This is a genomic window from Kitasatospora sp. NPDC057015, from assembly GCF_042673745.1.
Taxonomy (GTDB): Bacteria; Actinomycetota; Actinomycetes; order Streptomycetales; family Streptomycetaceae; genus Kitasatospora.
Window position 1 is genome coordinate 20,039 of record NZ_JBHUSG010000022.1, and the last position, 13,097, is coordinate 33,135.

Here is a 13,097-nt window from a genome sequence, read left to right on the forward strand (position 1 = left end):
CCAGTGTGCGAGATCGGCCGGAATCCGTTCGCACCGACCGACCGGACGGTACGGGGCCCGACGGCGGGCCGGCCGGCGGGGTGTGGGGCCCTGCCGTCCGGCCACCGCCGGGCTGTCCGTGGGGCGGGGCACCCGGGGCCCACCCGGAGCGCGCCGGCCCGCCCGGCGGGCCCGCGGGGGGGCGGGGCCGCCGGGCGGGCCGGCCGACTGCCGGGCGGGCGGACGGACGGTTGGACCGATCGAGGCACCGTCGCGCCCGGCCGTCGACCCCCGGCCGTCAGCTCCCGGCCGTCAGCCGCGCTGCCAGAGCGCGGGGACGTTCGGCGGCTCCCACCCGGTCATCGCGGTGTGCCCCTGGAGGCAGCGGTAGGCGACCCCGCCGTAGGTGACGCGGTCACCGGCCGCGTAGACGGTGCCCGCCTGCCAGGTCCCGGACGGCTGGGCGGTGGGGCTCTGGGTGGGCCGCGGCGACGCACTGGTCGGGCTGCTGCTGGGGCTGCCGGACGGGGACGGCGTCTGCGGCACGTTGAGGACGAAGTCGAAGGTGCCCTGACGCCCCGAGCCGACCTGCTGCACGGTCATCAGCAGCGCCGGATCGTAGATCGTGTCGGTGCTGTTGCGCGGCTCGCCGGGGAAGTACAGCTGGGTGGTCAGGACGGGCCGGCCCGGGGCCTGCACCTTGACGTGGATGTGCCTGGTCCGGCCCGGGTACAGGCCGGGGACGATGGTGGTCAGGCTGAACGCGCCCCGGGCGTCGGTGAACTGGTGGCCGCGGAAGGTGAATCCGACGTTGTCGTAGGCCCCGTTCACGTCGGCCTGCCAGAAGTCGAGCAGGACACCGGCGATCGGCAGGCAGGCCCGTCCGAAGACGTACCCGCTGACCGTCAGCGGCGTCCCCGGGGTGCCCGCGGTCACCAGTGAGGTGCGCAGCGGGGAGTTCGGCTTGAAGTACGGGCCCTCGGTCTGCTCGATGGTGGGGTGGTCGCCGTCGTCGCAGCTGGGGGTGAGGGCGAGCGGGCCGCCGCCGGGGCCGAGGTCCCGGGCGAGGGCGACTCCGCCGCCGATCAGGAGCGGCGTGGCACCGGCCAGCACGGCCGCCTTGAGCACGGTCTTGCGACTGATCAGGCGGTCGGGGGCCTCGCGCCCGTCCGCGGTGTCTCGGGGGTCGCGGGCGTCTGTGGGGGACATGCACCGACTCCTTCGGGTGGTGGGGATGGTGGGTCGCACGCCCCGGATAAGGCATGCGCATGACAGGCAAGGAGCCCGGCGCCGGCCGTGCGCCGGGATGGACCGCGGCGCCTCCCGAGCGCCACGGTGCCACCCCCGGCGGGACCGTGGTGGGGAGCTGCAGCCAACCTACGGGCGGGCCGGCGGGGTCGCGATGGACGGGATCCTGGGATCGTGGTGCTTTTCTGCGCCCCCCGTGCGGAACTCACCCGGCGTCACGCCGGTCTCCCGCCGGAAGAAGCGGCAGAAGTACGCCGGGTCCGCGAAGCCCGCCTCGCGGGCGACCTGGCGCACCGTCAGGTCGGTGCTCAGCAGCAGCCGCTTGGCCTCCAGCGTCTGCCGGTTGCGGATCAGCTGACCCGGTGTCCGGCCGGTCGCTTCCTTGAGCAGGCTGTGCAGGTGCCCGACCGACACCCCCAGCTCCCGCGCGTACCAGGCCACCTGCCGCTCCACCGGGCCCTCGGCCGCGACCAGCAGGGTGAACCGGGCGGCCAGCTCGGCCGCCCGGCCGGCCGGCTGCGGCGGCTCCTGGGCGAGCGCCCGGGCCGCGCGGACCACCAGGATGTGCAGGTAGGCGCGCAGCACGCCGGCGTGCCCGGGCAACGCGGAGCCGTACTCCCGCTCCAGTTCGGCGAAGAGGGCCGCCAGGGCGTCGGCCTCGACCCCGGGGTGCAGCCACGGGCTGCCGGCGAGCAGCCGCAGGGCGGCGGCGTCCTCCGGGTGGTCGAGCAGGAAGTCCTCGTTGAACAGCGCGACCCACCCGGTGAGCCCCTCGGCGCCGTCCCAGTAGTGCACCTGGCCCGGCGTGATCACGCACAGGTGCGGGGGCCGCAGCGGCCGGTGCACGAGGTCCAGGACGTGGGCGCCCCGGCCGCCGGTGACGTAGACCAGCTCGTAGAACGAGTGCCGGTGCGGGAACCCGGCCCGGGAGAGCGGCCCGATGGTGTCGAAGGAGCCGATGGCGAACGGGAGGACGTGCGGGGCGGGCACCTCCAGGTCGTGCCGCGGCACCGCCTCCCGCCTGCGGCGGCCCGCCGCCTCCCGCTCGTCGCCGTCGCCGCCCCCTGAACAGTCCACCGCTGCAGTCTGTGCCCCGCCCGGGCGGGCGTCCAGGGTGCGGGGGCGATGAGGTCTAGACCGGTGGCCAGGGGATGGAAGGCCAGTCCTCGGAGGGCAGCGGGTGCGTCGCGGTGCGGATCAGCGCGGCCGTCCGGTCGGCGGCGGCGGCGATCTCGGCCCGGGTCAGGTGCGGGGCCAGGCGCTCGCCGAGCTCCCCGTCGAGCGCCGCGGCGAGCCCGCCGAGGACCTCCAGGGCCTCGGCCGGCAGCGCGGTGCCCGCCCAGCCCCAGAGCAGCGTCCTGAGCTTGCCCGGGACGGCGAAGGTGACCCCGTGGTCGATGCCGTAGACGCGGCCGTCGGCGGCGGGGATCAGGTGCCCGCCCTTGCGGTCGGCGTTGTTCAGGACGGCGTCCAGCACGGCGAGCCGGCGCAGCCGGGCGTCGTCGGGGTGCACCAGCAGCGCGGTACGGCCGCCGCCGACCTCGGCCCGGACGATCGGCAGCCAGCCCTCCTCGGGACCGGCCGGGTCCTGCAGGGCTAGCAGCGGGGCGGCGGCCGGATCGGGCTCGACCCAGAGCTGGACCATGCCGGGCCCGTGCGGCCCGTCGCGCAGCAGGGTGGGCGGGATCAACGCCCAGCCGCTGGCGGCCGACACCTCGTACGCCGCGACTTCGCGGCCGGCCAGCGTGCCGTCGGGGAAGTCCCAGAGCGGGCGCTCGCCGGCGACCGGCTTGTAGACGCACTGGGCCGTGACGCCGTCCAGCGTCGCGGAGCAGTACAGGGCCGCGTTGGAGGCGTCGGTGAGCCGGCCGTGGACGGTGAGCTCGCCGTGGCGCAGCAGCCGCAGGGCGGCCGGGGCGTCGGCGGCCAGGGCGGCGCCCGCCACCGGGTCGGCCTCGGGGACGGACCCGGGCTCGGGGTCGCTCCCGGACGCCTGCGAGGGATCGTCCACGGGTGCCTCCTGGTCCGCCCCGGCCGGAGCGTCGGCGTTCAGCGCCGGTACCCGTTCGCGCGCGGGCACAGGTGGCCCTCGGGGTCGAGCGGCAGGTTGCAGAACGGGCAGGGCCTGCGGCCCGCGGCGACCAGGTCGAGCGCCCGCTTGGCGAACACCCGGGCCATCGCGCCGCTGAGCCGCACCCGCAGCATGTCGGGGCCGTTCTCCTCGTCCTCGAAGACCTGCTCGGTGCCGTCCTCGTCGGCCTCCTCGTCGCCCTCGACGACCGCCTGGGCCTCGACCACCAGACAGGAGTCGGTACTGTCCCAGGCCAGGGCCATGGTGCCGACCCGGAACTCCTGCTCCAGCGGGAGGTCCAGCGGCGCGGTGTCGATCAGGTCCACCGGGGCGCCGGCGGGGATGGCGGCATCGCCGCCACTGCGCCGCAGGGCCTCGTCGAGGACCTCCTCGATGCGCTCGGCGAGCGCCGCGACCTGGGTCTTCTCCAGCAGCACGCTGGTGATCCGGCCTCGGGCGCTGGCCTGCAGGTAGAACGCCCGGGCGCCGGGCTGGCCGACGGTGCCGGCCACGAACCGTTCGGGCTGGTCGTAGAAGAAGACCTGACGGGGCACGCTCTCGCTCCGGATCGTTCTGGCGTCGTCATCATTCGGCTGCCGGCACCGCGTGGTACTCGCCGCGGTACCCGCCGGGCCGTCGTGCGGACGGGGCCCGACTGTCACCCTACGGCCTGGGCGCCGGGCTCGGGGCGGGAGCCCGTGACCCGGTGGGCCCGGTCAGCGCGCGCCGGTGTCGCCGCCGACCACGGCGTCGCCCGCCGGGGCGCCCGGGTGGCCCTGCCTCGGGGCCAGCGAGGAGAGGTCGCCGGTGTCCCCCATCCGCAGCACGAACGGACGCTGCGGGGTGTAGCGGATCGCGGTGACCGAGCAGGGCTCGACGTTGATCCGCTGGAAGTGGTCCAGGTGCAGGCCGAGCGCGTCGGCGACCACCGCCTTGATCACGTCGCCGTGCGAGCAGGCGATCCAGACGGCGTCCTCGCCGTGCTCGACGGCGATCTTCTCGTTCCACTCCCGGACGGCGGTGACCGTCCGGTGGCTGAGCTCGCGCAGCGACTCCCCGCCGGGGAAGGCGGCGGCCGCCGCGTGGTCCTGCACGGTGCGCCAGAGGGGTTCGGTGGCCAGTTCGGAGAGCGGGCGGCCGGTCCACTCGCCGTAGTGGCACTCGCCGAGCCGCTCGTCCAGTGCCGGTGCGGCCAGCTCGGGGCGGCCGGCCAGCAACGGCTCCAGGGTCTGCCGGCAGCGCTCCAGCGGGCTGCTGACCGCGTGGGCGATCGGCAGCCCGGTCAGGCGCCCGGCCAGCGCGGCGGCCTGGACGCGTCCGGTGTCGTCGAGGGCCACACCGGGGGTCCAACCGGCCAGGATTCCGGCCGTGTTCGCGGTGGAGCGGCCATGGCGCACGAGCAACAGGGTGGGCATGGGGCCAAGCCTACGGCCTGCCCCCGGCGAGCCGGCACAGGGTGCGGCGGGGGCCCGGGCGGGGTGAGGGCGGGACGGGTGTGACGGGCGGGAACGCGCGGGCGGCCCGGGCTGCCGCCGTCGGGGCGGGCGTGTAACGGCACGGTGCGCTTTCAGCGGATCCGATACCGGTCCGGCCGGGGAGACGGGAGAATGTCCGGCATGATCGTCGATTGCGCCACCTACCGCGACGGCCACCGTGTCGACGGGCCCGAGGACTACTCGGACGCCCTCGCCGCGGCCCGGGCATCCGGCGACAGCTTCGTCTGGATAGGGCTCTACGAGCCGACCACCGGCGAGCTGGACCTGGTCAGCGAGGAGTTCGGGCTGCACCCGCTGGCCATCGAGGACGCGGTGACCGCCCACCAGCGGCCCAAGCTGGAGGCCTACCAGGACTCGCTCTTCATGGCGCTCAAGACGATCGGCCACCTGGAGGGGACCCAGGCGGTCAGCACCGGCGAGATCATGATCTTCGCCGGGGACGCCTTCGTGATGACCGTCCGGCACGGTACGGACAGCCCCCTGAGCGGGCTGCGGGCGCACCTGGAGAAGCAGCCGGAGATCCTGCGCCACGGCCCCGACGCCGTCCTGCACTCGGTCTGCGACGCCGTGGTGGACCGCTACCTGGAGGTCGTCACCGCGCTGGAGTCGGACCTGGACGAGCTGGAGGCCGACGTGTTCGCGCCCGGCCGCCCGGCCGGCGGCATCGCCGAGCGGATCTACGGGTTCAAGCGGCAGCTGGTGACCGTGCGCCGGGCCACCGGCCCGCTGCAGGAGCCGATGCTGCGCCTCGCCCAGGGCGGGGAGCCGGTCGTGCAGGCCGACGCCCTGCCGTACCTGCGGGACGTCGCGGACCACCTCAGCCGGGTCAACGACCAGGTCGAGGGCATGGACCGGCTGCTCACCGACATCCTGAACGCCAGCCTGGCGCAGGTCAGCGTGCAGCAGAACTGCGACATGCGGAAGATCTCGGCCTGGGCCGCGCTGGCCGCCGTCCCGACCCTGATCGCCGGCGTGTACGGGATGAACTTCGACTACATGCCGGAGCTGCGGCAGTCCTGGGGGTACCCCGGGGTGCTGGTGCTGATGGCCACCGTCTGCCTGGTGCTGCACCGGGTGTTCAAACGGAGCAACTGGCTGTAGCGCCGGGCGCCCGGCCGGGGCCGGAGCGGCGGCCGGGTGCGGCGGCCGATGGGAGTCCCCGCCGGCCGCCGCGGGCGGTCACTCGGCGAGGCCGGCCCGCTCCAGTGCCGCCACGCCCGTCCGCAGCGCCTGGACGCGCTCCTCCAGCGTGAAGCCCGCCGGGGCCAGGGTCAGCGTGGTGACGCCGGCGTCCGCGTAGGCCTGCATGCGGTCGGCGATCCGGGCGGTGTCGCCGAGCAGCGAGGTGGCGTCGATCAGCTCGTGCGGGACGGCGGCGGCAGCTCCGGCGTAGTCCTTCGCGAGGTACTTCTCCTGGATCTCGTCGGCGGCCTGCTCGTAGCCCATCCGCCGGGTGAGCTGGTTGTAGAAGTTCTTGTCCTTGCTGCCCATGCCGCCGATGTAGAGCGCGGCGTAGGAGCGCTGGGAGTCCGCGGCGGCCTTGATGTCCTCGCCGACGGAGATGGTGACCGTCGGGCAGAGGTCGAAGCCCTCCAGGGTCTGCCCGACCTTGGCGCGGCCGGCCTTCAGCGGTTCCAGGGACAGGGCGGCGTGCTCGGGGGCGAAGAAGATGCCGAGCCAGCCGTCGGCGATCTCGCCGGTCTGCTCCAGGTTCTTCGGACCGATCGCGGCGATGTACAGCGGGATGTGCTCCCGCACGGGGTGGACGGTCAGCTTCAGCGGCTTGCCGGGGCCGCCGGGCAGCGGCAGCGTCCAGTTCGCGCCCTCGTGGACGAGCCGCTCGCGCGACATCGCCTTGCGGATGATCTCGACGTACTCGCGGGTCCGGGCCAGCGGCTTGTCGAACTTCACGCCGTACCAGCCCTCGGAGACCTGCGGGCCCGAGACTCCGAGACCGAGGCGGAAGCGGCCGCCCGACAGGGTGTCCAGGGTGGCGGCGGTCATCGCCGTCATGGCGGGGGTGCGCGCGGGGATCTGGAAGATCGCCGAGCCCACGTCGATCCGCTCGGTCTTCGCGGCGACGTAGCTGAGGACGGTCGCGGCGTCGGAGCCGTACGCCTCGGCGGCCCAGCAGACCGAGTAGCCCAGGCGGTCGGCCTCCTGGGCGACCGCGATGTTGTCGGCGTCCATGCCGAGTCCCCAGTAGCCGAGGTTGATGCCGAGTCGCATGTGGATGCCAAGCCTTCCGTTGAGGAGCCGCGCGCGGCACGGCGTCCCGGTGATGGTGGGCGACGGGCGCGCGCCGTCGAGACTAGCCGCGCCGCGCGGCCCAGTGCTACCGGCGGGTAGCTGTGGCGCGCGTCACATCGGCGTGTCGGTCGCCCGACCTGCCGTTCTGCGGGTCTGCGCACCTGCCCGGGCGGTGGCCGCTACGCTCAGCCGAGGCGGGGACTGCTCGCCCCACCAGCGCGTTTACCAGCCAGCGGAGGGCCTGACCGATGGAAAAGCGACACCTCGGCCGCACCGGGCTGCGGGTCTCCAGGCTCGGCCTCGGCACCATGACCTGGGGCCGCGACACCGACGAGCAGGAGGCCGCCGAGCAGCTCAAGGAGTTCGTCGACGCCGGCGGCAACCTGGTGGACACCGCCGACGTGTACGCGGACGGCGGCGCCGAGTACCTGCTGTCCCGCCTGACCGACAGCCTGATCCCGCGCTCCGAGCTCGTGATCGCCACCAAGGCCGGCAGCGTGCCCGACTCCGACCGCCGCTTCGACACCTCGCGCGGCTACCTGCTGGCCGCGCTGGACGGTTCGCTGCGCCGGCTCGGCACCGACCACGTCGACCTCTGGCAGGTCCACGCCTTCGACCCGGACACCCCCACCGAGGAGACCCTGCACGCCCTCGACATCGCCGTCACCTCCGGACGCGCGCGCTACGTCGGCGTCTCCAACTACAGCGGCTGGCAGCTCGCCAAGGCCGCCGCCCGGCAGAGCACCGACCCCGCCAGGGTCCCGCTCGCGGGGACGCAGATGGAGTACTCGCTGCTCCAGCGCGGCATCGAGCGCGAAGTGCTGCCGGCCGCGCTGGACGCCGGCGTCGGGGTGCTGGCCTCCTCCCCGCTCGGACGCGGCGTCCTCACCGGCAAGTACCGGCACGCGGTGCCGCAGGACTCCCGCGCCGCCTCCCCGTACCTCTCCGGCTTCGTCCAGCCCTACCTCGACGACCGCTGCCGCCGGATCGTGGACGCGGTCTCCACCGCCGCCGACGGTCTCGCCAGCAGCCCGCTCGCGGTGGCCCTCGCCTGGGTCCGGGACCGCCCCGGGGTGGCGAGCGCGCTGGTCGGGGCGCGGACGGTCACCCAGCTGCAGTCGGCGCTGTCGGTGGAGGCCCTTACGCTTCCCGATGAGATCCGCGGTGCGCTCGACGACATCTCGGCGCCGATCCACCGCTACCCCGACCACGAGTGGAGCGAGCTCTAGGGTCCGTCCGGGCCCGGCACCCGCCCCCGCCCGACGACGCCCGGCCGCGGCCGCCCCCCCGGGGGGGCGGCCGCCCCACTGCCGAGCAGTGGGTGTACCCCTTTGGAGCGAATGGTGAGCGACACAGAGAACAGCGCTCCGGACGGCGCCGCCCCCGGCACCCGGACGGGCGGCGGCACGCCCGCCGAGGGGCCCGCGGCCGGCCACCGGGCGGAGGGCGGGCCCGCGGCGGGCAGCCGCCCGGACACGGTCGCCGCGCTCGCGGAGGCGATCCGGGTGATCGGGCAGCAGCCCGCCGGCCGCTCCGAAACCCCGCCGGCCGGCGCGACCGGCGACCCGGCCACCGCCGCCGGGGCCCCCGACCGCGCCGCACCGCCGGCCGCCCGGCTCGACGAGCAACGCGCCCAGGCCCTGCGGGCCGCGGCCGAGGTGCTGACCGCGGGCGGCGCCCCCGCCGACCTCGCCGGCGCGGCCGTGGCCGAGTTCGGCGAGGGAGCCGGCGAGCTGCTGCGCGCCGACCCGTGGGCCGTGCTCGCCCTGCCCGGCGTCCGCCCCGAGCAGGCGGACGGCTTCGCCCGCGGCCTGCTCGGCGCCGAGGCGGGCCCCGGCGACCAGCGCCGGGCGCGGGCACTGGTGCCGTGGCTGCTGGAGCAGGCCGCCCTGCGCGGGCACTCCGCGGTGGAGATCGGCGAGGTGGCCGCCGGCCTCGAACGGCTCGGCCTGCCGGAGCCCGCCGCCGCCCTCCAGGAGGTCGTGGTCGACGGCCTGGTGATGCCCTTCCAGGACGAGATCACCGGCCCCGAGGCGCGCACCGCCGCCGGTTCCGAGGAGGACGACGAGCCGCCGACCCGCACCCTGCTCGCCCTGGAACGGCTGGCGCTCGCGGAGGAGAGTCTCGCGGACGGGCTGGTCCGGGTGATGTCCACCTTCGTACCCGGCGAGGACGGGGAGAGCGGGGAGGCCGAGTCCGAGGGCGCGGGCGAGGGCGATGCCCCGGCCGCGGCTGGGGAGGAGACCGGAGTCGAGGCCGTGGCCGAGAGCGCCGAGGAGCCCGAGGGCGAGGGCGATGCCGGGGCCGCGGCAGCGCCCGACGCCGCCGAGGCCGACGCACCGACCGCCCCCGCGTCCGCGTCCGCGTCCGCGTCCGAAGCACGGTCCGCCGGGCCGGCCGCTTGGGAGGCCGCCGCCGCGGCGGCGCCGTCCTCCTCGGCGACCGCGCTGATCAGGGCCGTCGCCGACAGCGCGCTGGTGACCCACACCGGCGGTGACGCCTCCCGCGCGGAGCCGGCCGCCCTGCTCGACGCCGCGCACCGGCTCGGACTCCGTGCCTGGGCCGCCACCTGGACCGACCAGGGCCGGGACGCCTTCGCCGGCCTCCTCCCCGCGGGCGCCACCGCCGACGTCGCCACCCTCGGCGACCTGCTCTCGGGCACCGCCGGCCCCGGCCGGGCGGCCGACGGCACGCTCGCCCTCGACCTGCTGGTCGTGCTGGACGCCCCGCTGCTGGACGCCGAGCTGGCCGCCACCCTGCTGGAGTCACTGGCCGACGGCACCCGCCTGGTGCTCAGCGGCGACCCGGGCCAGCTCTGGTCCGCCGGGCCGGGCCGGTTCTTCGCCGACCTGCTGGCCGCCCGGGTCTGCCCCGCGGTCGCCTCGCGGACGCCCGACTTCGGGCCGATCGGCGAGCTGGTCTCGGCCGTCGGCATCGGCGAACTGCAGCCGGTCGACGCACCGGAGAAGGAGGTGGTGATCCTCACCGCCCAGGACGGCGGGGAGGCCGTCCACCGCGCGGTCCAGCTGCTCACCGACTCCATCCCGCGTGCGCTGGGCATCCCCGCCGAGCAGGTCGTGCTGCTCACGCCCGGCCACGGCGGCGCCGCGGGGACCCGCGCGCTCAACACGGCGGCCAAGGCGCGGCTCAACCCGGGCCCGGGCAGGTTCGGCGGGTTCGACCCGGGCGACCGGGTGGTCCACTCCCCCGCTCCGGGTGTCGTGCGGCCCGGCCGAGTCCTGGACGGCGACGCGTCCGGCCTGCACCTGGAGCTCGCCGACGGCACCCGCGCCACGGTCACCCCCGCCGAGGCGGCCAAGCTGCGGCACGGCTGGGCCCTGACCGTCCACCAGGCGGTCGGCCGGCGCTGGCCGGGGGTGGTCGTGGTCCTGCCGCCCGACGCGGCCGCCGGGCTCACCAGGCAGTGGGTCTACACCGCCTTCGGCCGGGCCGAACGGCACCTGTCGGTGGTGCACGCCGCGGGCCCCGCCCTGCCGCAGGCCGTCGCCGAACGCCCGGCCCAGCCGCGGACGACCCGGCTGCGCACGGTCCTGGCCGAGAACGCCGAGCCGGCCTACTAGGTCGGCCCCGGACGCGGCGCCCGTCCCGGACCCGGGACGCAACGGAACCGGGCGGCGCCGGAGCGATCTGCTCCGTCGCCGCCCGGTTCCGGTCCGGACGGGCCCGCGAGCCCCCGGGGGGTCGGCGGGCCGGTCAGCCCGTGGTTCTCGTCCGTGCCGTCACTCCTCGGACTCCTCGTCGTCGTAGACCTCGCTGACGTCGAACCGGCAGATCAGCAGCTGCGGGTCCGCGCCCTCGAAGGGCTCGGGGAGCCACTCCCCCGGGTCCGCCGGGTCGGCCGCCGAGACCCAGAGCGTGGAGTCGCCCTCCTCCAGGCCGAACTCCTCGCTCCGGGCGGCGATCTCGTCGGGCTCGTACTCGCCGAACAGGACGCCGATCGCCGCGTTCACGCCACCGGCGCCGCCGCCTCCCGGCGTGAGCGAACCGTCGAGCCGCTCGGCCTGGGCCCGCAGCCGCTCCGGGTCGGCGATCTGGTAGTCGCGGCGGATCAGCACGCTGATCGCCTCCGGCTGGTCCGGACCGTGGTACGCGCCCGGGCCCTCGTCCCCGGGAACCTCGAAGGGCGTCACCTCGTCGTAGACCTCGTAGAGGAGCTGGTCGTACACGATGGCCGCCGACGCGAGCTGCTCGTAGGCGGCGAACACGGCGGGATCGTCCGCTGCGGTGGGGCTGGACACCGCTTCCAGATGACGGTCGATGGCGGCCTTGACCGCCTCGGCGGCGGCGCGTACCTCGGCAATGGTTGGCTGCGCGGCATCAGACATGGTGCAGACGCTATCTCCCTCCGGTGCCGCCACGCACAGCGGTTGTCACCTACACCCGCGTTTTCACCGCAACTTCCCCCCTGATGTCCGATCCGTATGCTTCTGTACCGTCCGACCGGGCCGGCGGAACCGCGACCACCGCCCCGGGCCGGCCGCTTCCGGATGCCGGGATCGGGGTATTCGTTCAACGGGAGCAGCGGAACTGAGGAGCAGTCAGCCGACGGCGGGGCCGCTGCCACCGTGACGGCAGGTGACCGGAGCCGAGTGCGGCCGAAAAAGCCGGGTCCGGTTGTCGGAGGCAGGCCTTAGGCTTGCCTGCAGGCGTCCCCAGGAGGAGAGTCTTGACCCCACCGAAGCTGGTCCGGCAGCCGGAGTACGAGTACCAGTCGCTGCGCATGCCGCGCGGCACGACCCGAAACGCCGCCAGGCAGTTGCTCACCGAGCACGCCGAGTACGGGCACTGGGAGCTGGACCGGCTGCGGCTCTTCCCCGACGGGAGTCGCACCGTGCTGCTGCGCCGAAAGATCATCCGGCAGGTCCGGAGCTGGTGAACCACCGGAGCCGCCGACCCGGCCGGCGCCCCACGGAGTCGATCACGCCCCGTGGGGCCGACCACCTCGGCTCGCGGCCCGACCTCCCGGCGCCGGACTCCTGACCGCCCCAAGCCGATGCACGTGCGCGCGCCCGGAGCCGTCGAGGACGGCTCCGGGCGCGCGGCACGGCGGCAGGGTCAGCGGGCTCCGGCCCGGGCCCGGCGGTAGAGCACGCCGCCGCCGAGCAGGGCCGCGAGACCGGCTGCACCGAGCATCTCGACGCCGCCCGCACCGGTGGAGGCCAGCTGCTGCGGCCCGGTGGACTGGGCCGGGACGACCGCGGGGGTCTGCGCGACGGCCTGCGTGACGGCGGGGGCCTCGGCCGGGCCACCGGCCCGCGGGGTGCCCGGGGTCTCCGGCGGCGGGGTCGGGCCCGTCTCCTCCGGCGGGCACTCCTCCTCCGTGGTGGGCGGCGGCGTCGGGACGGAGACGTTGGCGCAGGAGTTGCCGAAGGCCGGGTTACCGGCGCCGATCACGTCCACCGAGTTGCCGCAGGCGTTCACCGGGATGTGCACCGGGACGGCCGCGCTGTTGCCCGAGAGCACACCGGGCGAGCCGGCCGTGGTGCCCGAGGCCGAGGCGCCGGAACCGGAGATGCCCGAGGCGTCCCACCGGTCCCCGCCGGGGCGCTGGTCGGCCTGCCGGGCCGGCTCCGAGTGGGCCGGCGCGGACTGGGCGGGGACGGTCTGGGACGGGGCCGAGTGGGCGGGGGCTCCGCCACCGGTCGTCGAGCGGCCCGCCTCGGAGTCACCCGCGGCGTGCTTGCCCGGGGCGGCGTTTCCGCGGGAGCCGGCGTCGGCGTTGGCGCACCGGTTTCCGTACGCCGGGTTGAGCAGGCCGATCACGTCCACGGTGTTGCCGCAGGCGTTGACCGGGACGTCGACCGGGACCTGGACGGAGTTCCCGGATCCCACCCCCGGCGAGTTGACCGCGCCCCCGTGGGCCTCGGCGCTCGCGTAGGCGTAGCCGGCGGTCGAGGCCAGCACGCTGCCGGTGGCCACGGCCGTGAGGAGCCCCTTCTTGGCTACATTCCTCATACTTTCCCCTGACGTGTTGAAAAGACGTGTTGGAAGTCGGAATTACCGAATTGCCGACTGCACCTTCGGCTGCACAG

At 75.5% G+C, this 13,097-nt stretch carries 12 protein-coding genes; 4 read left to right on the forward strand and 8 right to left on the reverse strand.

Going from position 1 to position 13,097, the window contains the following annotated elements; all coding sequences use genetic code 11:
- Positions 1 to 291 precede the first annotated feature (291 nt).
- From ACFTWP_RS21285 to ACFTWP_RS21305, 5 genes are all read right to left on the reverse strand, one after another.
- The gene (locus tag ACFTWP_RS21285) at positions 292 to 1,188 is read right to left on the reverse strand and encodes a carbohydrate-binding protein (protein ID WP_380266196.1); all 897 of its coding nucleotides are present in this window, start codon (positions 1,186 to 1,188) and stop codon (positions 292 to 294) included.
- A gap of 168 nt (positions 1,189 to 1,356) precedes the next feature.
- The gene (locus ACFTWP_RS21290; protein WP_380266197.1) at positions 1,357 to 2,304 is read right to left on the reverse strand and encodes an AraC family transcriptional regulator; all 948 of its coding nucleotides are present in this window, start codon (positions 2,302 to 2,304) and stop codon (positions 1,357 to 1,359) included.
- A gap of 55 nt (positions 2,305 to 2,359) precedes the next feature.
- Entirely contained in the window at positions 2,360 to 3,157 is a 798-nt protein-coding gene (locus ACFTWP_RS21295) for an SCO1664 family protein (RefSeq protein ID WP_380266288.1), read from the reverse strand.
- A gap of 119 nt (positions 3,158 to 3,276) precedes the next feature.
- Positions 3,277 to 3,852, reverse strand: a complete 576-nt coding sequence (locus ACFTWP_RS21300) for a DUF3090 domain-containing protein (RefSeq protein ID WP_380266198.1) — start codon at positions 3,850 to 3,852, stop codon at positions 3,277 to 3,279.
- 162 nt (positions 3,853 to 4,014) lie between these two features.
- Positions 4,015 to 4,713, reverse strand: a complete 699-nt coding sequence (locus tag ACFTWP_RS21305) for a histidine phosphatase family protein (protein WP_380266199.1) — start codon at positions 4,711 to 4,713, stop codon at positions 4,015 to 4,017.
- Between the two features lie 192 nt (positions 4,714 to 4,905).
- Here ACFTWP_RS21305 and corA point away from each other — a divergent pair, with 192 nt between their 5' ends.
- Complete coding sequence (gene corA / locus ACFTWP_RS21310) at positions 4,906 to 5,895, forward strand: magnesium/cobalt transporter CorA (RefSeq protein ID WP_380266200.1); 990 nt, start codon at positions 4,906 to 4,908, stop codon at positions 5,893 to 5,895.
- A 78-nt stretch (positions 5,896 to 5,973) separates the two neighbouring features.
- On the opposite strand, the gene ACFTWP_RS21315 is transcribed toward corA, so the two are convergent.
- Positions 5,974 to 7,023, reverse strand: coding sequence for an LLM class F420-dependent oxidoreductase (locus ACFTWP_RS21315; protein ID WP_380266201.1), 1,050 nt, complete (start codon positions 7,021 to 7,023; stop codon positions 5,974 to 5,976).
- A 269-nt stretch (positions 7,024 to 7,292) separates the two neighbouring features.
- Here ACFTWP_RS21315 and ACFTWP_RS21320 point away from each other — a divergent pair, with 269 nt between their 5' ends.
- Entirely contained in the window at positions 7,293 to 8,273 is a 981-nt protein-coding gene (locus ACFTWP_RS21320; protein WP_380266202.1) for an aldo/keto reductase, read from the forward strand.
- A gap of 111 nt (positions 8,274 to 8,384) precedes the next feature.
- Positions 8,385 to 10,625: an ATP-binding domain-containing protein gene (locus ACFTWP_RS21325; protein ID WP_380266203.1), complete on the forward strand. Its 2,241-nt coding sequence runs from the start codon at positions 8,385 to 8,387 to the stop codon at positions 10,623 to 10,625.
- A gap of 159 nt (positions 10,626 to 10,784) precedes the next feature.
- Here the strand turns inward: ACFTWP_RS21325 and ACFTWP_RS21330 are convergent, their stop codons facing one another.
- Positions 10,785 to 11,390: a hypothetical protein gene (locus tag ACFTWP_RS21330; RefSeq protein WP_380266205.1), complete on the reverse strand. Its 606-nt coding sequence runs from the start codon at positions 11,388 to 11,390 to the stop codon at positions 10,785 to 10,787.
- A gap of 341 nt (positions 11,391 to 11,731) precedes the next feature.
- Between ACFTWP_RS21330 and ACFTWP_RS21335 the strand changes: the two genes are divergently transcribed.
- A complete protein-coding gene (locus ACFTWP_RS21335) occupies positions 11,732 to 11,941 on the forward strand; it encodes a DUF5703 family protein (RefSeq protein ID WP_073921614.1) in 210 nt (69 codons plus the stop codon).
- 179 nt (positions 11,942 to 12,120) lie between these two features.
- On the opposite strand, the gene ACFTWP_RS21340 is transcribed toward ACFTWP_RS21335, so the two are convergent.
- The gene (locus tag ACFTWP_RS21340) at positions 12,121 to 13,020 is read right to left on the reverse strand and encodes a chaplin (RefSeq protein WP_380266206.1); all 900 of its coding nucleotides are present in this window, start codon (positions 13,018 to 13,020) and stop codon (positions 12,121 to 12,123) included.
- Positions 13,021 to 13,097 lie beyond the last annotated feature (77 nt).

Excerpts from the sequence above, each read along its gene's own strand:
- ACFTWP_RS21340 (WP_380266206.1), bottom strand. The coding sequence starts at position 13,020 with ATGAGGAATGTAGCCAAGAAGGGGCTCCTCACGGCCGTGGCCACCGGC.
- ACFTWP_RS21315 (WP_380266201.1), bottom strand. The coding sequence starts at position 7,023 with ATGCGACTCGGCATCAACCTCGGCTACTGGGGACTCGGCATGGACGCC.
- corA (WP_380266200.1), top strand. The coding sequence starts at position 4,906 with ATGTCCGGCATGATCGTCGATTGCGCCACCTACCGCGACGGCCACCGT.
- ACFTWP_RS21305 (WP_380266199.1), bottom strand. The coding sequence starts at position 4,713 with ATGCCCACCCTGTTGCTCGTGCGCCATGGCCGCTCCACCGCGAACACG.
- ACFTWP_RS21330 (WP_380266205.1), bottom strand. The coding sequence starts at position 11,390 with ATGTCTGATGCCGCGCAGCCAACCATTGCCGAGGTACGCGCCGCCGCC.
- ACFTWP_RS21285 (WP_380266196.1), bottom strand. The coding sequence starts at position 1,188 with ATGTCCCCCACAGACGCCCGCGACCCCCGAGACACCGCGGACGGGCGC.
- ACFTWP_RS21325 (WP_380266203.1), top strand. The coding sequence starts at position 8,385 with ATGGTGAGCGACACAGAGAACAGCGCTCCGGACGGCGCCGCCCCCGGC.
- ACFTWP_RS21320 (WP_380266202.1), top strand. The coding sequence starts at position 7,293 with ATGGAAAAGCGACACCTCGGCCGCACCGGGCTGCGGGTCTCCAGGCTC.